22 protein-coding genes are annotated in these 26,599 nt (G+C 43.6%); 10 read left to right on the top strand and 12 right to left on the bottom strand.

Going from position 1 to position 26,599, the window contains the following annotated elements; genetic code table 11:
- The first annotated feature begins 2 nt into the window (after positions 1-2).
- Positions 3-647: an SMC-Scp complex subunit ScpB gene (gene scpB, locus AAC006_RS15120; protein ID WP_126873932.1), complete on the top strand. Its 645-nt coding sequence runs from the start codon at positions 3-5 to the stop codon at positions 645-647.
- A complete protein-coding gene (gene rluB / locus AAC006_RS15125; RefSeq protein ID WP_013784776.1) occupies positions 640-1,536 on the top strand; it encodes a 23S rRNA pseudouridine(2605) synthase RluB in 897 nt (298 codons plus the stop codon). The genes scpB and rluB overlap by 8 nt, the downstream gene beginning before the upstream one ends.
- Before the next feature lie 113 nt (positions 1,537-1,649).
- Here rluB and AAC006_RS15130 read toward each other — a convergent pair whose 3' ends face one another.
- Positions 1,650-2,318 (bottom strand): hypothetical protein, encoded by a 669-nt coding sequence (locus tag AAC006_RS15130; protein ID WP_126873931.1) that lies wholly within the window; start codon positions 2,316-2,318, stop codon positions 1,650-1,652.
- A gap of 324 nt (positions 2,319-2,642) precedes the next feature.
- On the opposite strand from AAC006_RS15130, the gene dkgB reads away from it, so the two are divergent.
- Together dkgB and AAC006_RS15140 are read left to right on the top strand one after the other, a co-directional pair.
- Positions 2,643-3,446, top strand: coding sequence for a 2,5-didehydrogluconate reductase DkgB (dkgB, locus tag AAC006_RS15135; RefSeq protein WP_126873930.1), 804 nt, complete (start codon positions 2,643-2,645; stop codon positions 3,444-3,446).
- Positions 3,447-3,694: 248 nt separating this feature from the next.
- Positions 3,695-4,456 carry a hypothetical protein gene (locus tag AAC006_RS15140; RefSeq protein ID WP_013784773.1) on the top strand — a complete coding sequence of 254 codons (762 nt, stop codon included), beginning with the start codon at positions 3,695-3,697 and terminating at the stop codon, positions 4,454-4,456.
- A gap of 62 nt (positions 4,457-4,518) precedes the next feature.
- Here AAC006_RS15140 and AAC006_RS15145 read toward each other — a convergent pair whose 3' ends face one another.
- Together AAC006_RS15145 and AAC006_RS15150 are read right to left on the bottom strand one after the other, a co-directional pair.
- Entirely contained in the window at positions 4,519-5,097 is a 579-nt protein-coding gene (locus AAC006_RS15145) for a sugar O-acetyltransferase (RefSeq protein WP_126873929.1), read from the bottom strand.
- 31 nt (positions 5,098-5,128) lie between these two features.
- The gene (locus tag AAC006_RS15150; RefSeq protein WP_126873928.1) at positions 5,129-5,800 is read right to left on the bottom strand and encodes a hypothetical protein; all 672 of its coding nucleotides are present in this window, start codon (positions 5,798-5,800) and stop codon (positions 5,129-5,131) included.
- Between the two features lie 436 nt (positions 5,801-6,236).
- On the opposite strand from AAC006_RS15150, the gene arsC reads away from it, so the two are divergent.
- Positions 6,237-6,653, top strand: a complete 417-nt coding sequence (arsC, locus tag AAC006_RS15155; protein WP_013784770.1) for an arsenate reductase (glutaredoxin) — start codon at positions 6,237-6,239, stop codon at positions 6,651-6,653.
- Between the two features lie 3 nt (positions 6,654-6,656).
- The gene (locus AAC006_RS15160) at positions 6,657-7,952 is read left to right on the top strand and encodes a DUF445 family protein (RefSeq protein ID WP_013784769.1); all 1,296 of its coding nucleotides are present in this window, start codon (positions 6,657-6,659) and stop codon (positions 7,950-7,952) included.
- Positions 7,953-8,035: 83 nt separating this feature from the next.
- Here AAC006_RS15160 and tmpT read toward each other — a convergent pair whose 3' ends face one another.
- The 8 genes from tmpT to AAC006_RS15200 form a co-directional block, all read right to left on the bottom strand.
- Entirely contained in the window at positions 8,036-8,674 is a 639-nt protein-coding gene (gene tmpT / locus AAC006_RS15165) for a thiopurine S-methyltransferase (RefSeq protein ID WP_126873927.1), read from the bottom strand.
- 151 nt (positions 8,675-8,825) lie between these two features.
- The gene (bamE, locus tag AAC006_RS15170; RefSeq protein ID WP_013784767.1) at positions 8,826-9,182 is read right to left on the bottom strand and encodes an outer membrane protein assembly factor BamE; all 357 of its coding nucleotides are present in this window, start codon (positions 9,180-9,182) and stop codon (positions 8,826-8,828) included.
- Positions 9,183-9,301: 119 nt separating this feature from the next.
- Positions 9,302-10,987 carry a DNA repair protein RecN gene (recN, locus tag AAC006_RS15175; RefSeq protein WP_013784766.1) on the bottom strand — a complete coding sequence of 562 codons (1,686 nt, stop codon included), beginning with the start codon at positions 10,985-10,987 and terminating at the stop codon, positions 9,302-9,304.
- 96 nt (positions 10,988-11,083) lie between these two features.
- Complete coding sequence (nadK, locus tag AAC006_RS15180; protein ID WP_013784764.1) at positions 11,084-11,959, bottom strand: NAD(+) kinase; 876 nt, start codon at positions 11,957-11,959, stop codon at positions 11,084-11,086.
- Positions 11,960-12,038: 79 nt separating this feature from the next.
- Positions 12,039-12,806 (bottom strand): 3-hydroxybutyrate dehydrogenase, encoded by a 768-nt coding sequence (locus AAC006_RS15185; protein WP_126873926.1) that lies wholly within the window; start codon positions 12,804-12,806, stop codon positions 12,039-12,041.
- Complete coding sequence (locus AAC006_RS15190) at positions 12,799-13,857, bottom strand: PHB depolymerase family esterase (RefSeq protein ID WP_126873925.1); 1,059 nt, start codon at positions 13,855-13,857, stop codon at positions 12,799-12,801. Before AAC006_RS15190 ends, AAC006_RS15185 begins: the two co-directional genes overlap by 8 nt.
- Positions 13,858-13,929: 72 nt before the next feature.
- On the bottom strand, positions 13,930-15,273 hold the full coding sequence (locus AAC006_RS15195) for a homoserine O-acetyltransferase (RefSeq protein ID WP_339891817.1): 1,344 nt from the start codon (positions 15,271-15,273) through the stop codon (positions 13,930-13,932).
- 12 nt (positions 15,274-15,285) lie between these two features.
- Positions 15,286-16,581 carry an SLC13 family permease gene (locus AAC006_RS15200; protein WP_126873990.1) on the bottom strand — a complete coding sequence of 432 codons (1,296 nt, stop codon included), beginning with the start codon at positions 16,579-16,581 and terminating at the stop codon, positions 15,286-15,288.
- Between the two features lie 273 nt (positions 16,582-16,854).
- Here AAC006_RS15200 and AAC006_RS15205 point away from each other — a divergent pair, with 273 nt between their 5' ends.
- Both AAC006_RS15205 and AAC006_RS15210 read left to right on the top strand, forming a co-directional pair.
- On the top strand, positions 16,855-19,149 hold the full coding sequence (locus AAC006_RS15205; protein WP_339891818.1) for a TonB-dependent receptor: 2,295 nt from the start codon (positions 16,855-16,857) through the stop codon (positions 19,147-19,149).
- Between the two features lie 227 nt (positions 19,150-19,376).
- Positions 19,377-20,021, top strand: a complete 645-nt coding sequence (locus AAC006_RS15210; RefSeq protein ID WP_126873922.1) for a response regulator transcription factor — start codon at positions 19,377-19,379, stop codon at positions 20,019-20,021.
- Between the two features lie 150 nt (positions 20,022-20,171).
- On the opposite strand, the gene AAC006_RS15215 is transcribed toward AAC006_RS15210, so the two are convergent.
- Positions 20,172-23,651, bottom strand: coding sequence for a PAS-domain containing protein (locus tag AAC006_RS15215; RefSeq protein WP_126873921.1), 3,480 nt, complete (start codon positions 23,649-23,651; stop codon positions 20,172-20,174).
- Between the two features lie 239 nt (positions 23,652-23,890).
- Here AAC006_RS15215 and grpE point away from each other — a divergent pair, with 239 nt between their 5' ends.
- Positions 23,891-24,511, top strand: a complete 621-nt coding sequence (gene grpE / locus AAC006_RS15220) for a nucleotide exchange factor GrpE (RefSeq protein ID WP_126873920.1) — start codon at positions 23,891-23,893, stop codon at positions 24,509-24,511.
- Between the two features lie 117 nt (positions 24,512-24,628).
- A complete protein-coding gene (gene dnaK / locus AAC006_RS15225; RefSeq protein WP_126873919.1) occupies positions 24,629-26,563 on the top strand; it encodes a molecular chaperone DnaK in 1,935 nt (644 codons plus the stop codon).
- The last annotated feature ends 36 nt before the right edge of the window (positions 26,564-26,599 follow it).

The raw sequence follows: 26,599 nt of genomic DNA on the forward strand, positions 1-26,599 counted from the left end.
AAATGAAAAAAATAAAAACAGCTCAATTAAAACAACTGGTTGAAGCCGCCATATTCGTTGCCGATGCTCCAGTGTCTATTCAGCAGTTGAGAGACACGGTGCTAAGTGACTTCACGGTAGCAGAGAGAACCTTAAAAACAGTCATTAATGAGCTAACCTTAGATTATCAACCTAGGGGTATACAATTAGTGAAGGTAGCCAGTGGTTACCGATTTCAATCTGTGGATGCGTTGAGTCCATGGTTGAGCAAACTATGGCAGGAGACTGCCCCAAAGTATTCCCGCGCTATGTTGGAAACTTTGGCACTTATTGCCTATCGTCAACCTATTACTCGTGGAGAAATTGAGCAAGTAAGAGGTGTAGCGGTAAGCAGTAGTATAATGAAGACACTCACAGAACGAGAATGGGTAAAAGTAGTGGGGCATAAAGAAGTGCCAGGCAGGCCAGCTTTATATGCGACCACGAATACTTTTTTAGATTACTTTTCGCTTTCATCGTTATCGGAGCTTCCCAATTCCGATGCCTTTGATGAAATGGCTAAAAGTATTGATTCCACCTCGTCGCTTAAGGTGTTAAATGAGGCACCGTCTGAGGTAACAGACCGTGCGACCGAAAACAAGCAAATAAAGAGTGATACAAATGACTGAAAAGTTGCAAAAAGTACTAGCTAACCAAGGGCTAGGCTCGCGACGAGAAATGGAACGTTGGATAGAACAAGGCCGCGTTTCTGTTAATGGTACATTGGCAACATTGGGCGACCGTGTTGACGAAACAGGGCAGATTCGGGTTGATGGACATTTGTTGTCTCGTCAAACTGAACAGCCTGTATGCCGCGTTTTAATGTATAACAAGCCTGAGGGCGAATTATGTAGCCGCCACGATCCTGAAGGGCGTGATACGGTGTTTGACCGTTTACCTGCTATTCGCATGGGCCGCTGGATTGCGGTAGGGCGTTTAGATATGAACACAAGCGGCCTATTGTTGTTTACCAACGATGGTGAGCTTGCAAACCGTTTGATGCACCCTAAGTGTGAAGTAGAGCGCGAATATGCTGTTCGTGTATTTGGTGATGTAACGCATCAAACGTTAAATACCTTGAAAAAAGGTGTTCAACTTGAAGATGGCGAAGCTAAGTTTTTAAGTATCTCTGGTAAAGTCGCTCCTCCAGGCTCAGAAGAAGAGAGCATGAACCGTTGGTTCAACGTTACGCTTAAAGAAGGGCGCAACCGAGAAGTACGTCGTTTGTGGGAATCACAAGGTGTACAGGTAAGCCGATTAATCCGTGTTAAATACGGTCCAATGGACTTACAAAAGCGTTTACCTCAGGGAGCTTGGGTAGAGCTGGGTTTAGAAGACGTAAACTCACTACGGGACATTGTGCAACTACCTGAAGAAACGCAAACCATGGTGGATGTACGCCAAGGCAAGTTAGATCATGCACGTTTAAGCCGTATGCGTCGCTCTGTGAAAAAACACAAGGTACGTAAAGAGAATGGCGGTGTTAAAAAGCGGGTAGCAAGAACGCCTAAGCGTTAATAATAGTGTGAAATAGCAGATTCGAAAAAAACGGGCATTGCCCGTTTTTTTTTGCAGAATTATTTTGTATACACCTGTCTTAGCAATCGAACTTGCGCTCAACAGACATTACTTTAATGCAATGAGTCGCAATTAGTCCCGGCAGCAATACCATACTTTTGCGCTTTAGCATCTATTGATTCGCGGTTTTCAATAACATAGCGATTAAGTTTAGCGAGTACTTCTGGCTGTGACTGAGTAGAGATACGATACTTTACGCCGTCAGCAGGGACATTTTTTGCTACTGCTACTAATTCTTCAGACAGGCCCTGCGATACCAATTCACTTTTAATCGTCGCAATATTTAAATCAATAGCATCCACTAACCCTTTCAAAAGCATGCGAGTAAGAATACGAACCGAACGCTCATTGGCGATAGTCAGCGTGCCGTCTGAACGCTTTTCTTGCCATTTTTCGGCAGGGGTAAAGCCGTATAACAATCCAAGTTTAGTAACCTCATCCATTGGCATGTCACTGTTTTCAGTTAGCACAACCGAGGTATCACATACGGTTATTAGCGCTTCACCGTAAATCAGGCCTGGGGTACCACTTTGGGTCCATCTAGGGTTATCAGGTAAGCGAAAATCAATGGCATTGTCTTCAAACCAGTGATTGAAACGTTGTAAGGGAAGGGGAATGAATTCAAACGAGATATTATGGCTATTGCCAAAGTCCGTCATGATATCGCTTAATAATCCGCGATGTTGCGGTGTGGTAAAGTCCATTACGGGGTAATAATTCATAGCTTCAACACCAACTCGTAGGTGCTTAATTTCAGAGGATATAGCTAAGTTGCTGATAGGAAATAATAAAAGTATCAGCAAAATAAAACGGTTAAGCATGAGGACTACAAGGCATATATTTAATGCTGAGCAGGATACGATTAAGTGGCGTCATTTTCCACTTATTTTGTCATTTTCGATGCAGATGGGCGAATTTTTGTGAAGATACAAACGGTCCAAAAATATAGATTAACTTTTTGCAGTGAATTCGATCTCCTCAAGGTTTGAGTGCGTAGGAACAACACATCAATGATTTGATAAACGTGCACACAAAAGGAGACTGATATGAAAGATATGCCTCAGTTAGGAATGGGAACATTCCGCTTGGAAGGTGATACTGCACTCAATGCCGTAACCGATGCACTAGATGTAGGTTTCAGGCATGTAGATACCGCACAAATATACAAAAATGAGGAGCTCGTTGGCGATGCGATTAAAACCAGCGGCATTACACGCTCCGATTTATTCATTACCACCAAGGTGTGGTACGAGTCTTTAAGTGAAGATAAGTTTATTCCTAGTGTTCACGAGAGCTTGTCGAAGCTAAAAGTTGAGTATGTTGATTTACTGCTTATTCACTGGCCTTACCCAGGTAATGACATTTCTTTAGAAGATTACTTGATGCGCTTGAAACAAGCTAAAGAGCTTGGTCTTACGCGCCATATAGGGGTGTCTAACTTCACGATAGATCAGATTAAACAGGCTGAGAAAATTTTAGGTAAGGGAGAGATTTACACCAACCAAATAGAGCTGCACCCGTTTATGCAGAACCGTCAAGTTGTACAAGCCTGTAAAGAGCGCGGTATCGGCGTAACGGCTTATATGCCATTTGCCGTCGGTGATGTAATGAAGGATGACACATTAAACGCTATAGCCGATGCGCATGACTCCAGTCCTGCTCAGGTGGTATTGGCATGGTTAGATAAAAAAGGGATTAACACCATTCCTTCTTCAACCAGCAAAGAGCACTTGGCGCAAAACTTCTCTTACACCGATATCTCACTCACAGATGATGATATTACCCGCATCGATGAACTAGATAACGGAGAGCGTATTGTTAATCCAGACTTTGCGCCTAAGTGGGATTAATGGTTAGGTGGAATAAGCCAAACCTAAATTTTAAGAGTAATTAAAAAGCGCGATAAAACGATTTCCCTTACTTCAAAAGATAGAGGGAAGTCGTTGTTTTTAATTTTTTATGGGCGTTGACGTTAAAAAAGCGTAAAAAGCCGGCATCTGTAAGAAGCTATCTTCTTCAGAAAGTAAAGTGAAAATTTACTAAGACTCACTACCAATAGTTTGATACCTTGGCTTGTAATAAAGCACGAGGAAACACAATGACTTTATATAAATTATCATGGATGATTTTTCTACTACTCGCAAACCATTCTGTATTAGCTCAAGAAACCTATTTCAAACATCAGTCCCTAGTAAATACAGAGCAAACGCCATCAATTGTTTCTTCTTCTCACGTAGCCACCGACTCATTTGTCGGTTGTATTGATTACAAAATAACTTATAGCGGCGTGAATGCACTTGATGAAGAAGCTCAAAGCAAAATCGCATTTTTAATAGAAAACAATACCGAAAATTTGGGCGTTAATAAGTCCTACTGCTTCAATGAGTTCGGGGATAAGTTGGAAATAAATTACAATGCCAACGTCGCGGATAAAACATGGTACTTTGCTGACACTAACGAGGAATACACATTATTTAAAAGCGGTATCATGAAATTTGGCGTAAATAATGTGGCAGAACCTGAGGGCTTTGAAGGTCTAGCGATTAAAAAACTTGAGGTTTTAGGACCTCAAAAAGAAATCTTGGGTTATCAAACTAATCAGGTATTGCTGGTAAGAGAGTCAGGAATAAAAACGGAATTCTGGGTTAGCGATAAGCTACTCCGTCATCCACTATCATACCAAAACAATAAATTTGGTTACGCCGACGAAATCTATGACGCAATAAAGGGAGTCCATCTTTATCAACGCAAAGTGATAGGCGATTTATTCATAATAGAAGAAGAGGCTACTGCCATCCACGCTGGTTCGCCGGATAAAGAGCTATTCATATTACCCAATGTGGATCTGTATCATTGGTAGGGTAATAAATACCTTATATCAGGGGCGGCTATTGTGTTTACTAACTACAATAATGAAGGGCTTCAACTGAGCCCATCGTCATTTGTAACCACAGTATGCTTGATGATTTTCGCCGGATTACCGCCAATAACAACGTTGTCACCAAAGCTTTTGGTGACAACGGCCCCTGAAGCTACCACCACATTATTGCCTAAGGTAACACCTGGATTTATTACCGCCATACCGCCAATCCAACAATTGTGACCGAGAGTAATTGGCTTTGCGAACTCGATACCGGTTTGTCTAGATGTTGGATCGATAGGGTGTGTGGCAGTGTAAATACCTACTTGCGGTGCAATCATACAATTGTCACCAATAGTGACTTTAGCGGCATCCAATATGACGCAATTAAAATTAGCGTAAAAGTTTTCACCCACATGGATGTTTTCGCCATAGTCACACTTGAAAGACGACTCTATGTATAGGCGTTTGCCCGTAGTGCCAAAAAGCGCCTTTAATTGACGAGTGCGGGCTTTGTGTTCTGTTTGACAGGTAGCATTAAGCTCGTCCAATTTTATCCTGCAGGCCTTGCGTAATCCGGTTAACTCACGATCGCTAGGGTAGTAGAGTTCACCGGATAACATTTTCTGTTTTTCGTTCATGCCAATCTACATTTGGAATAATACCAAGACCTTACTTGCTAGATGAATAACTGACAATCACTTTTTCTTGTAGAGCGGCGTTAGCAATATCCATATTTACAGGGCGTTCAAGAATTATTGAGCCGCCGATAGAAACATCATCGTCGATGGTGAGCTTAGGTTTTGTGCTATTTCTTTCCAGCCAGCCTTCATCACGCATCTTATATATAATGTCGCCCTTAACTAAGGTATCGCCTTTAAGGGTGATGTCTCCATTCATACTTTCAATATTGTTCTCAACTACGCTGTCTACAATTTTAATATCACCATTAACCGTTTCTACGCTGCCTTGAATTGTACTTTGCTTTTCAATGTTTATATCACCGTTAACGGTTTCAATACTGTTAGTTACATGCAGATTCGATCCCGCATCAAGGTCGCCATTCACGATGTTGATGTCGTCAATGCGTACATGAGAACCTATCTCTACACCGCCGTTCACAACGCTAATATCTTCCGCTTGTGCATAATCTTCAATCGATACATTGCCATTGACCGAAGAAAGATCGCCTACCGAGCGATGTTCTGCTACATCTACACTACCAAACACGCTACTTATATCCTCTCCCTCTTGGGCACTGGCATTACCAACATGAATTACGCAGCCCGAAAGCATTGTTGTCGCTGCAAAGCATAAAGTGCTGGCAATAAGTGTTTTTTTCATCGTGAAGCCTTCTCAGTGTTGTTTAACGTTCTAAATTACTCATTAATGTACGCTTATCTATCACAGAGCATGCCAAGATAAAAATAGTATAATTATCAATGTTTTAATGGTTTCTGTGTCATTTCTCAATCATAGTTTTTTATGACTTCACTAGATAATAGCGAAATACACCAATTGTTCGGCATTCAAGTTATTTCTATATGAACAGCCAAGCGCCTTAAAAGGTTGTTAATAAAGGTAGATTTGGTAACTAATCAAAAACTATGAGAATTGGACACACACTCGGATATGTAGGACAGAATATGTAGGACACACACTTAAATGAGCAGCAATTGAGTTGGACACACACTCAAATGATAATAAATATGAAATATCATATGTGTTAAGCTGTTATTATCTTAATTCAGTAAGTCACTTTTCCTACAAGGTCTAAATTATGATTGTTATTCACCACAACCCCGCCTGCGGCACATCTCGTAACGTGCTTAAAATTATTGAAGATGCTGGGTACTCGCCAATTGTTGTAGATTATTTGAACGAAGGTTGGACCCGTTCTCAGTTACTTGGTTTATTTGCAGCTGCGAACTTAACCCCTAGGCAAGCACTCAGGACAACAAAGTCACCGGCAGAAGAGTTAGGGTTACTGGATGAGTCTGTATCAGACGATGCTTTGCTTGATGCTATGTTGGTACACCCAGTTTTGGTAAATAGGCCTATAGTTTGCACAGAAAAAGGCGTAGGGCTTTGTCGGCCTAGTGAAAAAGTACTCGACTTGCTACCTTCATGGCCATCAGGCCCTTATTTTAAAGAAGATGGTGAGCAAATATTAGATGAACTTGGTAAAAGGATGTAATTTATGCACGACAAACATTCGCAGTTAAAGCGAGCGAAGCAAAATGCATTAATTTGCTTATTGATAGCCGCGGGTGTTTTCGTGATTGCCATTGTCACACAGGTGTATGTTCCCAGCTTGGCTAGTGCTAAATGGTTGGGGCTGATAAAAATGGCTAGTGAAGCTGCATTAGTCGGAGGGCTCGCCGACTGGTTTGCGGTAACAGCGCTTTTTAAACCGATACCTGCTCGGTATCCCATTCCTCATACCAATATTGTCGCGAGCAATAAAAGAGTGATAGCGCAAAACTTGTCACTATTTGTTAAAGAAAAATTCTTTCATGCTAGTGCCATTGAAAGCTTAATTGCATCTAGTCAACCTGCCAAAGGGGCAGGGCGATGGTTAGAAGACCCTCAACATGCGAAAAAATTAAGCCGATTTTTATGTGATGCACTTGCCGGCATTCTTCGTTTAGTGGATGACAAGCCAGTTAAAGCCTTTATCGGTAAAACAGCTGAAAAAGGAATTAATCAACTCGACTTACAACAGCTTATAGCCACTGTGTTGAGCAGTATTACCCGAGAGCGGCATCATCAGCTTGTATTAGATAAGCTGCTCGGAAACGTTGCTAAATTGATGGGTGAGCCTGAAACGCAAGAATATATTGCTGCCACACTCATAGATTGGCTTAAAACAGAGCATAACCGATTAGAAAAACTACTTCCTTCAACTTGGTTGAGTGAGCGGGGAGCACTTATTGCGGTAAAAGCGGTTTCTCGCGTACTTGATGACGTGTACGCCGATGATAATCACCCTTTGAGGCATGCGTTTGACGAGCAGGTAAATGACTTTTTACATGAAGTGCAAACCAGTGACTCGATGGCTCAACGTATCAACAATTATAAAGAGCAACTGGTTCATGATCCCGCCCTTAAAGCTTTTTTAAATAAAAGCTGGGTAGCGTTACATGGCCGGATGCTTGAATCTTTGAGTACTGAAAGCGGTAAAGCAGAAACGAAAGTGACACATTGGCTAAATGAATTAGGCCGTTCTTTAACCACCGATGAGCGCTTATCGAGCGCATTCGACCGGCATATTGGTGAAGCTGGAAAGTACATGGCACCAGAGTTGGCAGACTTTTTAACCAAGCATATTGAAGATACCATAAATAGCTGGGATGAAAATGAGATGGCTGAGCAAATTGAGCTAAATATTGGGCGCGATCTTCAAAAGGTACGAATTAACGGCACCTTGGTGGGAGGCTTAATTGGCGCATTGTTATTTGGTTTAGAGCAAGTTATCGCACTTACGTCGCAATAGAGAATGTTGGGTTATGCGATGTTTTAGGCAATTACTGAAGAGGGAGCGCGTTCTAAAGCCTGTGCTACTGCGCTTTAAACTTACTATTTATGCTTCAGATTGAAGACTAGTGAGTCTGCCGCTACTTTACCCTTAAGGCCACCTTCCAGTGGTTCACGTTCAAGCAGAGTAATAGAATAACTAGCGTTGTATAGCCGAGCTACCTCTGTTTCGTCAACGCAAAATGGAGGGCCAGGAATAACGCTTTGGTCATAATTGAAGCTTATCAAAAGGATGGGGGCGCATTCGGTGATATCACAAATATGCGCTGCATATTTCTCGCGAAGCTCGGTAGGCAACGCAACTAATGCGGCTCTATCGTAAATACCGGTTATGCCACCCAGTGTTTCGTTGGTTAGCTCAAAAATATCACCAACAAAAATACTTAGTGGTCCATTTTTAAATAGTTTAAGACTACCTAAGGTCGTGATCTCTGGCTCAATGTCCAACTCGGCAAATAGCTGCGTGATCGCAATTTCACTTAATTCCGCACCTACTACTTCGCAGCCGTTAGCAAGCAACCAATGAATATCCTTAGTTTTACCGCACAAGGGTACGAATACTCGCGGTGAGGTAGAAGCTAATAAGGTATCAGCATACTTAACTAAAAGTGCATTGCCCTCAGGTTCATGGAAGCCAATTTCATTTTTATGCCACTTGCTGTGCCAAAAATCATGTTCCATCAATATATTCCTTAACGTGTGAGGGCTACAGATAAATCGAGGGGATAAACTTGTTTAAAGCAACTTGTGTAAACCTCTAACAAGCAAGGAGCAATCTGTTAATAAACAAACGCTCCTTCGCCATATATGTGTTAGTACTTACGGTTGCTATTTAACTGTCTAGCGGCGTATTGAATTCTTCAGACAGCTCAAAGTCACCTTCTACTGACGTTACTTTGCCGTCTTCAAATGTAATAACCATTTGCTTTTGGAAATCTTCACCGCGTTTTTTCATGCCGCGTTTCATATCGTAAACGTAGTACCAGGTATCATCATCGAAAGAATCTTGTACTACTGGGTTACCAAGTACGTAGATAACCTGTTCTTTAGTCATGCCGATGCGTAGTTTAGAAACGTCTCTTTGATCGAGAAAGTTACCTTGAGGCACATCAATACGATAAATCCAATTAGAACAAGCGCTTGATGTAAGGGTAAAACCTAAAATTATTAATAAATGTTGCAACTTCATGCGTAAATCAGTCCAGTATTGCTTTTTCTTCGTTACCCAACAGCATACAAGCGGGTGGGGTGCGTTAATGTAAGCACGAAGGCATGCTACATCGACAAGTATGACCAATCAACTGCATTTTAGTTCGATTGCGCGCTTTTCAATAACTCTTTTGCGTTAGCAAGGGCCGACTTGGTTACTTTGTCGCCAGCTAACAAGCGTGCTAATTCATCCACTCTATCTTGTTTCGTTAACGCCAACATTTGTGTTTCAGTACTTTCACCGTCGGTAAGCTTAGTAACAAAGAGTTGGTTATGCGCTTGCGCAGCAACCTGAGGTAAATGGGTAACGCACATGACTTGTACCTGTTTGCCTAAACGGCGAAGCAACCCACCCACAATCGACGCGGTAGGCCCGCTAATGCCCGTATCTACTTCATCAAAAATCATAGTAGGCGTGGCATGGTTATCGCTGGCAATAACTTGAATGGCTAAGCCAATTCTTGAAAGTTCACCACCAGATACAACTTTATCTAGTTTGTCAGCTGCTTGGCCGGGGTTAGTAGAAACTTTAATTTCTACCGAGTCTTGGCCTAAAGCTGATGGCTTTTTAAACTCATCGTAATTAACTTCAATGGCTACCTTAGCGTGAGGCATGTTCATTTGATGAATTTGGGTTTCAATTTCACTAGCCAAATAATTTGCCGCTTTTAATCTACATTCAGACAATACTTTCGTTTCACTTAGATATTGGGCTTTAAGTACATCGACTTCATCTTCTAGTGTGGTTAACAAAGACTCTTGATCGCCTAGCGAAGCAAACTCAGTCGCTAGGGTTTGGTGATGCGCAAATAAATCTTCGGGCATAACGCTGTGCTTGCGTGCTAATTCCATCGCTTTTGCGTACCGAGCTTCTACCTGCTGTAAACGAAGAGGGTCTATTTCTAGGTCATCGCAATAATGGCGCAATTCCCCGGCCGCTTCTTCAACCTGAATGGCCGCTTCATTTAACAACACAAGAATAGGGCTTAAACTGGCATCGTGAGATTCAAGTTCGCCCAAACGGTCTATGCTATTTTGTAATATAGACAGTGCATTGCCTTCGTCACTTTCGTACAAGTGATAAAAACTAGTTTGTGCTTGCTCTAGCAAACTTTGCCCATTGCTTAAACGCTTATGTTCAGTTTCGAGTTCTAAAAACTCACCGTCTTCTAAGGCAAATTCGTCTAGCTCTCTAACTTGATAAGTAAGCAATTGCAATCTGTCTTCACGCTGCTGAGCTTGCGCTTGTAGCTCGCTAAGCATTTTTTGCTTTTCACGCCATAGGGCAAAGTGTTGTTTTACATTTGAAAGGCTGTCTTTGTGGTTGCCCACAGTATCAACAAGCTGGCGTTGATAATCTTCTTTCAAAAGTTGAAGGTGAGTATTCTGACCATGTATAGCAAGCAAGTGTTGGCCTAAGCCTTTCAATTGCTGAAGTGAAGCGGGAATACCGTTAATAAAAGCTTTTGAGCGGCCTTCTTTCGATATAACTCTGCGGATAAAACAGCTGTTTTCATCCTCGTCTGAGGTGAGTTCATGCTCATCGAGATAACGCTTTGCATTCGCATTTGTGGCCAATGCAAAATGAGCAATAATTTCTGCTTTAGACGCGGTGCTTCTTACGGCGTTGGCATCAGCTCGCTCGCCTAAGCACAAGCTTAAAGCGTCAATGGCAATAGACTTACCGGCACCGGTTTCCCCAGTGATGGCAGTAAGCCCTTTTTCAAGATTAACTGACAGTTGCTTAACCACTGCAAAGTTACTAATAGAAAGATGCGCTAACATAACTATACTCGATGTTTATACAGTATGTGTAAATATATACAGTATTTTGCGCATGTAAAGAGGCGGGCTAAAATTAATTTATTTCTTCCGCTTTACTTAATAAAGCTTGCTACCCCAGCCTAACTTTTTACGAAGCACATTAAAGTAGCTGTAACCCTTTGGATGCACTAAATAAAGTTTATCTTCACTTTTGTTAATGCGTATTTCATCGCCTGGAAGTACAGGGAGTACAATGTGGCTGTCACAACTTATTTGCAGTGAGTCGCTGTTTACCTTCGATACTTTCATCGACACTTGGCTATCGGCGTCTACCACAATCGGTCTGCTGCTTAATGTATGCGGAAACATAGGCACTAAGGTTAACGCATCGAGCTTAGGCATGATGATAGGGCCACCTGCCGATAATGAGTAGGCGGTAGAACCGGTAGGCGTAGCAACAATTAGTCCATCGGAGCGTTGGCTGAATACAAATTGGTCATCTATATAAATTTCAAATTCCATCATGTGCGCCACTTTTCCGTGGTGAAGCACCACTTCGTTCACTGCGGAATTGCTACTTTTTAGTTTCTCATGACGATACACACCCACATCTAATAAAAAGCGTTTTTCAACTACGCATTCACCTTCAAAAATAAGATCAAGTTGCTGAACAATTTCATCAGGGTGGATATCGGTTAAAAAACCCAAGTTGCCTCGGTTTACGCCTACTACATGGATATCAAAGCGTGCCAATACCCTTGCTGCACCTAGCATACTGCCATCACCGCCTACTACTACGGCAAGGTCGGCTTCTTTACCAATAGTCACTAAGTTGCATGCGCGATGGTTATCACTTTCTAATTCTTTTGAGATGCTCTCTTCAACCAATAATTCACAGCCTTTTGCGGTGAGGTATTGAGCCAATAGATTTAAGCTGTCGTGCGTAGCAGCGTGTTGAGGTTTGCCAATTAAAGCAACGGTTTGATAGGGCATGTGGTGCTAATGTGTTTTCCTTACTGATGTCAGGACATTAGCACAGATATTTTACGAATGGAAAGGCTTAGCGTAACGTTTATCGGGCTGTCCAGCCGCCATCCAGTACCATGGTTTGGCCGGTAATATTGCGTGCACTATCCGACATTAAAAATGCCGCTGTGTCGGACAACTCATCTACGCGAATAAACTGCTTTTTAGGCATGGGCTCAAGCATTATTTTGTTGATCACTTCTTCTTCTGTAAGGTTGTTTTCTTTAGCCTGAGAGGCAATCTGCTTTTCGACCAACGGTGTTTTTACATAAGCAGGGCATAGGGTGTTGATGGTTACATCACAGTCGCCGGTTTCAAGAGCGATAGTTTTAGCAAACCCCAGCAGGCCATGTTTCGCTGCCACATAAGCTGATTTATAAGGGGATGCCACCAGTGAGTGAATTGAACCGACGTTGATAATTCGCCCAAAGTTTTGCTCGCGCATGTTAGGTAAAAACGCTTGGGTCAAAAGCGCGGGGCCAACCAGCATAATATTAATTAGTTGCTGCCATTTTTCAGGCGGGAAGTCTTCAATGCGCGAGACGTGCTGAATACCGGCATTGTTAATTAACACATCTACTTTTTGTCCTTTGAGCAAGTCAGGTAAAGCGGCTACTTGCTGTGCATTGCAAACATCAACTTCAATAGCGCTGGCACTGCCACCTTCTTTCAGAATATCGTTCGCAGCGCTTTGTGCTGCTTGTTCGTTAATATCGGCAATAATCACATGATGTCCCGCTTTCGACATTGCTTGTGCTATACCAAAGCCAATACCGCTTGCGCCACCAGTTATAAATACGGTTCGCTTAGTCATTATTTACAGCTCCTGTATTGGTCGTTGCTTTATTGATAGTGCCTGTGTTAATGCCTTTAATCATATTGGCCACAGCAGAAATTTGAGCGCCTTTTCGATTTGCATAATCATCTGAAGTGTATCCCCACCAATCCCAGCAACCTTGGGGGTTTAATGGCATAAATAACGATTTTTTAGTTTGCGGGTACAACACAACGATATTGTTATCATCGGCCCATCGGTTGATACCTGTTTTGGTTACATAGCTATTGCCAACTACTTCGGCATATTGATTACAGCCATGAAAACTAATATGTAAGCTGCACGATTCACCTGATGCACAGTTTTCGGGTACAAAAACAAACCCTTTTTCCGCCAAGGTTTCGCCATCGCTGCCCGCAAGTTTTTGCTGAGAAATAGTGTAAACCTTGCCTGAAACCGAATCATCGGGTGCGGTTAAGTAGGGCAACAGGTGGTTCAACATATTACCCGCAGTGTCGTAATTACAGTTACCAATAAAAGGGCTTTCTGAAACGCTGCAATTACTGCCTTCATTCAAGGTAGGGAAGTGGTGTGCTGCGCTTTGGTCATTCACGTATACAATATTTTGAGTGTCTGTCCAACTTTGGTATTGGCGGTACAGTAAATCGCTGGCTTGCGCCGTTACACGCACGTCGTTTGTGCCGTGAAATAACCATACTTTGGCATCTTTAAGGCCCGCTAAAGGCGCAATACTGCCTTCGTTTGCATAATCTATGGCAACGCTTGAAAGTGCATCTAGATTAATTGGTGTATCTACCTTATTCACGCACTGGTTTAATGCAGTGGTGATATCATTTTGCGCACAATAATAAGGCCCCGCAGCAATGATGCCTGCGCCTTTTACCCAATCACTGTGTGCAATATGAAATTGCGTCGCCATATATCCGCCAGAAGAAAGGCCAGATACCGTAACTTGCTCTACATCAAGACTTAGCGGGGGTAGTCCATTGCCTGAATTAGCAGCGTTAGATAACGCTACGCCACTGTATAACGCACAAAAGCTGGCCAATATTTTATAAGTTGTTTTCATATCAGGTTCCTACAGTTAAATGCTTAGTTTGCCGCTAAGCATTGCACTTATTTAAACGGTTCTTTTTAGTCTTTATAAAGCGCTGGAAAGAAACGCGGCAATCCGCTCGCCTTCGGCTTTTACATTCACTATGCCTTCAAGGTGTCCGAAGGGGCCATTCAGTGTTTCCAGTTCGCTGTTTTTTCCCAAGTGGTTGAGTTGATAGTCTGCCGATTCGGCTAAATAAGGCATGAGTAACAAGTCGGTGGATGCCGGCAAGAACAAGGTTTTGGCTTGAATGTGCTTAAGTCCTTCTTCTAAGTTATTCCCATGGCCTGCTACAAATAATTGGCAGGCGCGAACTAAATAAAGAAGATGATTTGCATCCATTTTTTTAGCGCGCTGACGAGCACGGCTTTCTAACCATTTCACAATAGAGTGCTGAGCATTAATGTTCTCTAATGGCGCTTGCTCCACCGCTTGATAGCCTAGCGTTTTACCTTGCTGGTTAAAGTACGTAGGGTACAAGGCATCTTGGGTGATCAACATCAAAGAAGCCACTAACCCTTCAGTGGGTTGGTTATGTCGAGCGTAACTACCTTGTTTCCAGTTAGCATCTAATCGAATAGGCGTTGCCCAGTGCGAAAGGGCAGCGGTTGTCCACGCATCGCTTTCACCCGTGCCAATAACCGATATCATTCTTGGCACCCAGTCGGGGTAAGCACTAGCCCAGTCGATAGCCTGCATCGACCCCATAGAAGGGCCAACCACAGCATGCAGTCTCTGTATGCCTAAGCTTTCAAGTAACGCCTTTTGCACATTCACGAAGTCACGGATTGTCACCACGGGGAAATCTAGCCCCCACGGTTTATTGGTTTCTGGGTTGATAGTAGCAGGGCCGGTAGTAATAACGTGCTCATCGTAGGCGTTTAAATTCACTAAACTGTCTACACTTATAACATAATAGATATCGGTATCGATGGCTTTGCCAGGGCCAATTAACGCATCCCAGTAGCCTATATTAGGGCTTGCAATACCCTGAGAGCTTTCATATACACCAGCGGCATGCGATGTGCCCGAAAAGTGGTGTGTAACAAGAATAACGTTGCTTTTGTCTGCATTTAATTGCCCGTAGGCTTCCCAACCCACTCTTACGTTATTAATGGTTTTGCCACCAAATGTGGTGAAGCTTTCTATTGAGAACGCTTCTTTCTTCGTAATAAGCGTTGGCTTATTGTTTTCTGGAGCATTTGCATCAGCAGTATTGGCGGTGTTGACAGACTTCGCGGTGAGATCTGAAGCTGAATTAGCCACATTAGCCACATTAGCCACATTAGCCACATTAGCCACATTAGCCACATTAGCACTGCGCGCTGTTGTAGTAACTAATGAAAAAGCCAGCAAAGCACAATATAAAAAAGCTATTTTTAGTTTCATGGAAATCCTTGTCTAAAACACGCTGAATAGGCCAATGGCAAGGGCGAGGCCTATAACCGGTACGACTACCGTCAATGCTGCAACGGCACCATAGGCTGCCTTATGGGTTTCATGACATATGGCGCGAATTGTGGTGACAACATACCCGTTATGAGGCAGTGAATCTAGCGCACCTGAAGAGATAGAAACAATACGATGTAATTGTTCTGGCTGTACGCCTTGGTCAAGATAATGCGGTGCAAGTAGTGGCAGTGCGATAGCTTGGCCTCCTGAAGCCGAGCCGGTTAAGCCTGCTATTACGCTAATCGCTATTGCTGCGCCAATTAACTCGTTACCAGGGATTTGCGTCATTAAAGCTACCGTTTGCTGAAATGCCTCGGTGTTTTTAGCTATAGCGCCAAACCCTACGACTGCCGCAGTATTGCCAATAGCGACCAGTGCCCCTGTGGTGCCGGTGTTTATCGCCGCTTGTAAATTGTGAAAGTGGGCGCGGTTTATAATAAGCAAAGTAAGTACGCCTCCCCCTAAGGCTACAATAAGCGCAAGTTGCGCTAGTGCTTCGTGTAAAAAGAAGGAAATACACAGCACTACTAGCAATGGAATAATACCGGTGAGCGGGTGAGGGTAATCTCGTTCGCGTATTTCAGGGTCGGTAATACGCGCTTCAAACTCCTCGCCATTAGCTATCGCTTTGCGGATCATTTTCGCTAGCCACCAGTAACCAAGCACTGCCATGAAAATAGCAACCACTAAGCTTACTTCCCATGCAGCAAAAGGTGAGGTGCCCAAATACTTAATAGGGATCCAGTTTTGGATTTCTGGTGAGCCGGCAGAGGTCATCGTAAAGGTGACTGAACCAAATGCCATGGCTGCGGGAATAAAACGGCGAGGCAAGTTCGCATCTTTAAATAAGCTTACCGCCATAGGGTAAACCGAGAAGGCGACAACAAAAACGCTCACGCCCCCGTAAGTTAAAATAGCGCAAGCAAGCACCACTGCTAACACGGCCTGTTTGTAACCAATGCGTTGTATTATCCAACGAGAGACTGAATCAGCAGCGCCACTGTCTTCCATGAATTTGCCAAATAAAGCACCAAGCAAAAACATAAAAAACCATGCGGCGATAAAACCTGAAAACCCACTCATGTAGGTTTCCACAAAATTTATTTCACCAATAAAAACAGACATACCGTTGGTTAACGCCACCACCAGTGCACACAAGGGGGCTGCAATGAAAAGATTCATTCCCCGAATGGTTAACACAATTAATAACACTAGTCCGCCTACCAGACCCATCATACTTAACATCATTGTTTTTCCTTAAAAATCTGTGACCGCAGATTCTCCAGAACAGTTAAGTTTATGTTTATATTGCGTTTATATAGATTTTAGTCATGGCTTTTCACTTCAATAAACAATTGGTGAAGTCATGTCCTAGGGCTAAAGTGTGGCGGTAGTGGCGCTAAATTCCCATAGTACGATGGTACTACATACGGCGAGGGCAAAATTACCTAGAGTAAAGTTCGACCGCAGGCATTACATCCGACAGTAACGATAATTTAGAACTAAAAAGGACACATTATGTCACTCACTTCACACATGCAGCGTTACCCTCGCTCTATCTGTGCAGCTGCTGTTGCGAGCGCACTGTTAATTTCACCCACTACGTTCGCTCAAGACGCAGATGCTGACGATAAAGGTAAACTGGAGCGTATTGAAGTTACCGCACGAAAAACCGTTGAGTCATTGCAGGAAACCCCCGTGGCCATCACCTCAATTGGTGCGGTTGAATTAGCCGAAAAGGGCATTAGCGTACTTACTGAAGTACAGCAGTTTTCGCCGAACACTACATTGCAAACCAGCCGTGGCACTAACTCTACGTTAACCGCTTTTATTCGTGGTTTAGGTCAACAAGACCCGCTTTGGGGATACGAGCCTGGCGTAGGTATTTACGTTGATGATGTGTACATTGCTCGCCCACAAGGTGCGGTGCTCGATTTGTTAGATGTACAGCGCATTGAAGTACTACGTGGGCCGCAGGGTACGCTTTATGGTAAGAACACTATTGGTGGGGCTGTAAAATATGTCACCAAAGAAATGTCAGGGGAAACCCAATTAAACGTGCAAGCTACCCTTGGTAGTTATAGCCAGCGGGATCTCAAGGTCACAGGGCAAATCCCATTAATAGAAGATACGGTGTATTTGGGTGTAGGTTACGCTAATTTAAACCGCGACGGCTTTGGCGAATACTTAGTCAGCGCATTAGACGGCCAAGATAAAGAAAACTATAACAAAGATTTATGGGCTGCCCGTCTTACCTTAGAAGTACACGCTAGTGATGATTTGTTTTTCCGTTTCGGCTGGGATAAAACCGAAGATACCTCAAACGCAAAAGGTGGCTATCGTCTTATCCCCAGTATTCTAACCGACGCACCCGTGCCTGATTCAAAGTTCGATTCGTACACCAGCCTACCTACTTGGAATAAAGTAGAACTTGAAGGGTATAACTGGCTAGCCCGATACAACGTAAGCGATAATTTAGAGCTTAAATACATAGGCTCTCATCGCGAGAGCTATTCTCCTACAAATATTGATTTTGATAATACGGCATTGCCAATTTTCGATGTGCCTGCCGAGTATGACGACAGCAATGACACCCATGAATTGCAGCTAAATTATACGGGAAATAGCTACTCGATCGTATCTGGCTTATATCTTTATGATGGTGAGTCATGCGGAAACTTCGACGCAGTATTAGGTGTGTTAGGTGTGGCGCTAGGCGCACCGGGTTTGACCCGAGAAGTGAGCGGCTGTAACAACTCAGAAAGCTGGGCTGCTTATGCGCAATTCAATTACGACATCAACGACAAACTTTCTCTCTCACTCGGCGCCCGCTTCACTGATGAAGAAAAATCGGCAACGGTAAATAACGGCTTAATCTTCGCCAACGTATACCCTTATACCGATTGGATTGATGGCTATGTGCGTCCTGATGGTGACTTAGTGCCTCAAGTGCTGGGTACTGACAGCAACGGTGATGGGGTTTTTGAAGGACCTGCGGTAGAAAGCTGGTCACGCTTTACGCCGCGAGTTGGCGTGGAATACCAAATGAGCCGAGATACCCTATTTTTTGCGAGTTATTCGCAAGGCTTTAAATCGGGCACCTTTAATCCACGCGCTACGGTAAACGAGCCAGGGGTTGAACCTGAAGTCGTTGATAGCTACGAAGTGGGCATGAAAAGTGACGTAAACGATGCATTGCGATTAAATGTAACCTTGTTTTCGTATGACCATTCAGACCGACAATACATAGGAATCGAAGGTGATTTAAGCGACCCAACTGCACTTGATCAAAGGTTACGCAACGCGGCAGAAACGGCTGCAAAAGGTGCAGAAGTAGAAATGACATGGGTAGCCTCTGATAACTTACAATTTGACGTGGCTTACGGGTATATCGACTTTGAAATTAAGAAAAACAATGCGATACCCCCTCTCATTGGTTTGGCTAGCACACCTGAAAATACACTGAATATTGGTGCAAATTATCTGCTAGAAACAGGTTTTGGTGATATTTCATTTAATGCTAACTATTACTATCGTGGTGATTATTTATTGTTTGAAACCAGCGATCTAATTGAACAAGATGCCTATGGTATGGTGAATTTAAGTGCGCGTTGGGAGAGTGTAGAAGGCGATTGGTATGCAGGCCTTCATGTGAAAAACCTAACCGACGAAGAATACTTGGTGGGTGGATATGACTTTGTTACTCGAGACGAAGACGGTAACTTTGGGCCAGGCTTAGGCGGGGATACTACGTTAATTGGCTATTATGGTGACCCACGTACAGTTCACGTTACGCTAGGGTATCGTTTTTAAACGCGGTGAGTCGCACAATTGTTAATGCAATAGTTAAATGTACAAATAATATAAAATAGCGATACAAAGAAAGCCGGAATGTGAGTTCCGGCTTTCTTATTTGTTTTTAACTTCTTCTTGCAACTGTATTTACACACATCAAAAGTGACTATTAATACTGGGCATTTGTAACTATCATGTTATTATTGATTTAACAATTTTGTTACAACGTTGCGGCAGATAATAAGATGAAAATACGCGTACTTATTGCAGATGATCACCCCTTATTTCGAGCGGCAATGTGCCAAGCCCTTGGTGACATTGTAGGGCCTCATATACTGCAAGCATCTACACTGGATGAAACCCTAAGTCAGCTTGAAGCAAACCCAGATATCGATTTGGTATTTTTGGATGTGAAAATGCCGGGTAACGAGGGTTTGATAGGGTTGTCTGAAGTGCGGGCACGGTTCCCTGACGTATTGGTGGTCATGGTGACAGCCTTAGAAGAGGCTAACCTTATTCGCAAGGCGCTTGCTTTAGGTGCGTGCGGTTTTATTCCTAAATCGGCATCTATAGAGTGTATAGCCGAGGCGGTTGAACGTGTGTTAGATGGCGAGCAGTGGCTTCCTGAATCGGTAGCGAATCTTACTGATGAAGCGTCTGAGACCGAAACTGACGATTTTAGCGTTAAACTAGCCATGTTAACGCCTCACCAATTGAAAGTACTTCGGATGGTGGCAGACGGGCTGTTAAATAAGCAAATAGCTTACGAACTGGATATTTCCGAATCTACAGTAAAGCAGCACGTTTCAGCAGTATTGAGAAAGTTGAAGGTTATTAATCGCACGAAAGCAGGTATTGCGTTTAAACATGCTATGGCTGTGCATGAGTAGGCCTAAGCGATTATCTAACCAAGTCGATTTGAACTAACGCATTAAGCAAAATAACCTATCGAGCAAATTGACGGGTTAATAAGCTATCCCTGATAACAACATTTAACCACTTATATTGTTCATCTGCCAACCACTAATTTGAACACTAAGCTAGTCAGCAAGTTTCAATTCATTTTTGAGCAAGCGCTTAAGGGCTAAAGGTTTAACAGGTTTGGGTAAGTAGTACAGCCCTAAGTCACTAGCAGCGTCCCTAATACCCTCCCTTCTGTTTGCCGTAATTAGCACCCCGGGTACCTTGCGTCCCCACTTTTCCTGTAATTGAGAGGCCGCTTGCGTTCCTGTTTCACTGGCATCTAAATGATAGTCAACAAGAAGCAAATCTGGCGGGTTAGGGCACGCTTGCATCGATTCAGCAATATTTGTGGCAACTAGCACTACCGCGCCCCAATCTGAGAGCAATACTTCCATGGCTTGGGCTATTTGTGCATCATTTTCTATCAGTAGTATTCGTCTGCCAGATAAAAATGGCTTACTTGGCATTGCGCGTGGTGTCTGTGCACTCGGCGCTATTGCGCCATTGGTTGTTTTAGTTCTAGTTTCTGCCGTTTCTGTATGTGCAAGGTCGGCGCTTTTTATGTTTGAGTTGCTGTTGCTATAGGAAGTTTCAACGCAAGGCACAGACACACTAAACTTGCTGCCCTTGTTTACTGTGGATACCAGCGAAATAGGGTGGTGTAGTAATCGGCCCATACGCTCTACAATGGTTAACCCTAACCCCAAACCTTGAGCGTTTTGTGTTTCATCTAATTGGTGAAATTCGTTAAAGATTTCACTTTGCTGGTGGTTGGGAATACCAGCCCCTGTATCGTACACACAAATATCAATTAGCGGTGTGGTTGATTTTAATGGGCGCTGGTGGCCTGATTTTGAGTACTTGCGCCTTATACCAACCAGTACCTTGCCTACTGTGGTATAGCGTATCGCATTCGATAATAAGTTTTGCACGATACGGCGTAACAAATTTTTATCGGAATGAATAACAAGTTGGGTGGGGACATAACGCAAGGTTAAGCCTTTAGATGCTGCTATTACACTGAACTCTTGAACGAGTGGCGCTAACATATCATCTAATGCAAAACTGCTTGTTTGAGGAGCCAACTTGCCCGACTCCAACTTGGTCATATCTAGTAGCATGGTTAGCAGGCTTTCTGCACTATTAAGTGAGCTAACCACCCCTTCTGAAAGCGTGGCCAGTTCACCGCCTTTGGTTTTTTGGGCCAGCATGGCGGCAAATAAGGTAGCGGCATTAAAGGGTTGCATGAGATCGTGTCCCGCTGCAGCTAAAAACTTCGTTTTACTTTCGTTTGCCTTGTCGGCTTCAAGTTTTGCATGCTGCAGCTCTTCAGTGCGAGCAACTACGCGGCCTTCTAATTCAGATTTGGCGCGCTCAAGGGCTTCTTGAATGGCAATGTATTCAGTTATGTCACTGTAGGTCGTTACATATCCACCCCCAGGTAATGGCGAGCCATTTAGCTCAATCACTTTTCCATCGGGCTGTTTTCGTACATATTTGTACCGGCTGCCTTCTTTCATATAAACAATACGTTTATTAATTTCATCGTTGGTTAGCGTGGCGTTGCCGAATAGCCCTCTTTCGGCGTTGTAAGCAAGAATACTTTCAATCGACATACCGGTTTTAAGGAATGACCGTGGGTAGTTAAACATTTCAATATAGCGCTCATTCCACGCTAATAACTGCAGCTTTTCATCTAATACGCTAATACCTTGCTCAATATTTTGTACCGAGGATTGCAGTACTTCATGATTAAACTGAAAAGATTGCGACGCTTCTTCTACCCAATCTACCAATTCAGGCAAGGTATCATTTTTAGTTTCAGTAATAGCGCCTAGCAAAATGCGCGCACTTGGGGTGCCTACTTGAGCGCTGAGCAATTTTTCTGTGCGCTGCAAAAGTGTGTGGTTTGCGTAACCCGAATTAGCATCGGAAATATTAACTGATAACTGATTTACTAGGGCTTCATGAACTGCTGGGTCGAGAACTCGCTGTGTTAGTGCAGTTAAATCTTTAATACGAATGGCAAAGGTTGGTGAAGCTAGCGTTTCGCTTTCAATGCCATGAAGCGGGCGCTTAAACGTAATATAAGAAACCACAATGAAGGTGACGCAGTTCGCAAACAATGAATAAGCGAACCCTATTCCTAGCTCGGCATCAGAAGGTGGGCTATTAAAGTAGTAGCTCGACATTATGCTGGGGTACAGCAAGTACACTACCCAAAAACTAAAGCCGGCGAACAGCGCACATACGGCAGCCGCTTTGGTACTTCGTTGCCAATAAATGCCGAACATAAGCACAGGAAAGCACTGGCCTAGTAAGGCAATGGCAATAATACCGCTTTTTACTAGGGGAGCCGATTGGCTAACATTTAAGTGATACCAAAGGGCTACCGACAACACTACTAATACGGTAAGGCGACGGATAGTCAAAATTTTACTGGGCTGCATAGTGTGATTAGGTTCAGCGCGCAAACGTAGTTTCAACCACAACGGAGTAACTAAGTTGTTGGCTATCATGATGCCAAGGGCAAGTGTTGCCACAATCACCATGCTGGTGGTAGCCGATAGGCCACCAACAAAAGCAACGATAGAAACAGACATATTTTCTGCGTACAGAGGAAGGGCTAAAACATACGCATCAGAATTGACGCTTTGCGGCAGCAACACTTTACCTGCCAATGCCAAGGGAATAAGAAACACCGTCATACCCAAAAGATAAAGAGGAAACAACCAGCGAGCGGTGCGCAGCTCACCTTCGCCGTTTAGCTCAACGAAGTTCATGTGAAATTGGCGCGGTAATACAAACATAGAGCACACACCTAAAAGCACGTGGGATAAATACACCCATGGTGCCCTATCGGCATAAATGACACTGCGCGCAGCGTCGCTACTGGCGGCTTGCGTAACTAAATCAAGCACGCCATCAAACAAGTAAAAACAAACAAATATGCCCACCACCCAAAGTGCAACAAGCTTCACCACGGACTCAAAGGCAATACTAAGCAATAAACCTGGATGCTTGTCAGTAAGGTTGAGCGTACGTGTACCAAATACAATGGCAAAAATAGCCATTAGCCCCGCTACATATAAACTTACGTTTTGGGTTGAATGCTGGGTATCGGGCGTAATGAGATTAATGCTTTTTGTGATGGCATCAAGCTGCAAGGCAATGTAAGGAATTACACCAATAAAGCACAATATAGTGATTAATGCGGCGATAAGGTGAGAGTGCTGATATTTTAGGCCAATTAAATCAGCTAGTGAGCTGATATTGTGCTGCTGACACAATCGGCTTATGTGTAATACCACAGGAAAGGCGAATGCCATGGTAAGAATAATACCCATATAGGTAGGTATCACCGCCCAGCCATATTCAGCGGCTTGCGATGTCGTGCCAAAGAACGCCCAGGAGGTGCAGTGAACCCCTAACCCCAAGCTATATAAAATTGGGTGTTGTTGATTATCACGTAGCCGTTTATCGCCCCAGAAGGCAATGGCAAATAATGCGAGCAAATAAAGGGCTACTACCGTTCCTACGGTCCAAATACTGAGCATCAAGATTCCCTTATACAATACCTGTCAAAGTTAACATGTTTTTTACAATGAGTGGGTGTGTAGCTCGCATTTATTGATCTATTAAAAAAAACTTAAAAACAAACCATAAAAATAGTGTGGTTACCCTTGAAGGCGGTTAAAGCAGCCCCATAATTAATCCCAACATAGACATTGCCTATGATTGAGTACGAGTCACTCATGGGTTTATGCAGTATAGACATTAACGTTTGGAGGAAAGCATGAGCGATAACCGCGACGTGCAGGCAGAGCAAGAAGTTTCTGGCGTAGACGAAACCGTACAAGATGCTGAAGTGATACAAGAAGAGCAATCTTCACCAGAAGCTGAATCAGATGCAACACAGCGCATCTATGAGCTAGAAACAGCACTTTCAGAAGCACAGGCAACCATTAAAGAACAGCAAGACAGCGTATTACGTGCCCGTGCTGATGTGGAAAACGCCCGTCGCCGCGCTGAAATGGAAGTAGAAAAAGCACGTAAGTTCGCATTAGAGCGTTTTGCGGGTGAGCTTCTTCCTGTTGTTGACAACCTAGAGCGCGCTATCGAATTAACTGATGGCGAAAACGAAACGGTTAAGCCGTTGCTTGAAGGTGTGGAAATGACACACAAAAGTTTCTTAAGCACTATTGAGAAATTTGGATTGAGCCTTATTGATCCGCAGGGTGAAACCTTTAACCCTGACTTGCACCAAGCTATGTCTATGCAAGAAAGTGCAGACCACGCACCGAATACGGTTATGGCGGTTATGCAAAAAGGGTATCAAATTAATGGCCGTTTGTTGCGCCCAGCCATGGTTATGGTTTCGAGAGCGCCTAGCGGTGGTGTAGATACGCAAGCGTAAATACGTATTGCGGCTTAAATTACACAAAAATGTCAGTTTTTTTACTGACAACTATTGAAAATAGTGCGGAATAACCCCACTAAAATTGTAGATTAAATAAATTTTTGGAGACACGTAATGGGTAGAATCATTGGTATCGATTTAGGTACAACGAATTCATGTGTCGCAGTGCTAGACGGCGACAAACCTCGCGTACTTGAAAACGCGGAAGGCGATCGTACAACGCCATCAATCATTGCTTACACAAACGACGGCGAAACTTTAGTGGGTCAATCTGCTAAGCGCCAAGCGGTAACAAATCCTGAAAACACGCTTTTCGCGATTAAACGCTTAATTGGTCGTCGTTTTCAAGATAAAGAAGTACAACGCGACATCGACATCATGCCTTACAAAATTGTAGGTGCAGACAACGGTGATGCATGGGTAGAAGCGAAAGGCGAGAAAATGGCGCCTCCTCAAGTTTCTGCTGAAGTACTTAAGAAAATGAAGAAAACCGCTGAAGATTATCTTGGCGAAGAAGTAACTGGCGCAGTAATTACTGTTCCTGCTTACTTTAACGACTCACAGCGTCAAGCAACGAAAGATGCGGGTCGTATTGCTGGTCTAGAAGTTAAACGTATTATCAACGAGCCAACTGCGGCTGCGTTAGCGTACGGTATGGACAAAAAGCAAGGCGATAACGTAGTTGCGGTATACGACCTTGGTGGTGGTACGTTCGATATCTCTATCATCGAAATTGATGAAGTAGACGGCGAGCACACGTTTGAAGTACTAGCAACTAATGGTGATACTCACCTTGGTGGTGAAGATTTCGATAACCGTGTAATTAACTACCTTGTTGACGAATTCAAGAAAGATCAAGGCATCGACTTACGTAAAGATCCGCTTGCTATGCAGCGTCTTAAAGAAGCCGGTGAGAAAGCGAAAATTGAGCTTTCTTCTTCACAGCAAACTGAAGTTAACTTGCCGTACATCACAGCAGACGGTTCAGGTCCTAAGCACTTAGCGATTAAGCTAACCCGTGCAAAACTTGAGTCATTGGTTGAAGAGCTTGTTAAAAACACGCTTAACCCGCTTAAGCAAGCATTGGCAGACTCTGACCTATCAGTAGGTGATATCCAAGATATTATCTTGGTAGGTGGTCAAACACGTATGCCATTGGTACAGAAGCTAGTTACTGAATTCTTCGGTAAAGAGCCACGTAAAGACGTTAACCCTGATGAAGCCGTAGCCGTTGGTGCAGCAATTCAAGGTGGTGTACTTTCTGGTGACGTTAAAGACGTACTACTTCTTGACGTAACGCCTCTGTCTCTTGGTATCGAAACCATGGGCGGCGTGATGACAGCACTAATTGAGAAGAACACGACTATTCCAACGAAGAAGTCGCAAACTTTCTCTACTGCTGAAGACAACCAGTCTGCGGTAACAGTACACGTACTACAGGGTGAGCGTAAGCAATCTAGTGGTAACAAATCACTAGGTCAGTTCAACCTTGAAGGTATTCGTCCAGCTTCACGTGGTACCCCTCAAATCGAAGTAACGTTCGACTTGGATGCGGATGGTATCTTACATGTGTCTGCGAAAGACAAAGACACAGGTAAAGAGCAGAAGATCACAATTAAAGCATCTTCTGGCTTAAGCGATGAAGAAGTCGAGAAAATGGTTGCTGATGCAGAAGCGAACAAAGAAGCGGACGCTAAGTTTGAAGAACTCATTCAAGCACGTAACCAAGCTGATGGCATGATTCACGCTACTCGCAAGCAACTTGAAGAAGTTGGTGATGCGCTAAGTGCAGAAGACAAAGCACCAATCGAAGAAGCTGTTAGCGCGCTAGAAACAGCGGTTAAAGGCGAAGATAAAGCAGACATCGAAGCGAAAACGCAAGAACTCATTCAAGCGTCTAGCAAGTTGATGGAAGCGGCTCAAGCACAGCAAGCAGGCGCGGCCGGTGAAGCTGGCGCTGAAGGCGCAGAGCAACAAGCATCTGGCCAAGCTGATGACGACGTTGTTGACGCTGAGTTTGAAGAAGTCAAAGACGAAGATAAAAAGTAAGCAAACTGTTGCGATATGCCCGGTAAGCCGGGCAAA

The organism is uncultured Alteromonas sp., assembly GCF_963976965.1.
Taxonomy (GTDB): Bacteria; Pseudomonadota; Gammaproteobacteria; order Enterobacterales; family Alteromonadaceae; genus Alteromonas; species Alteromonas naphthalenivorans.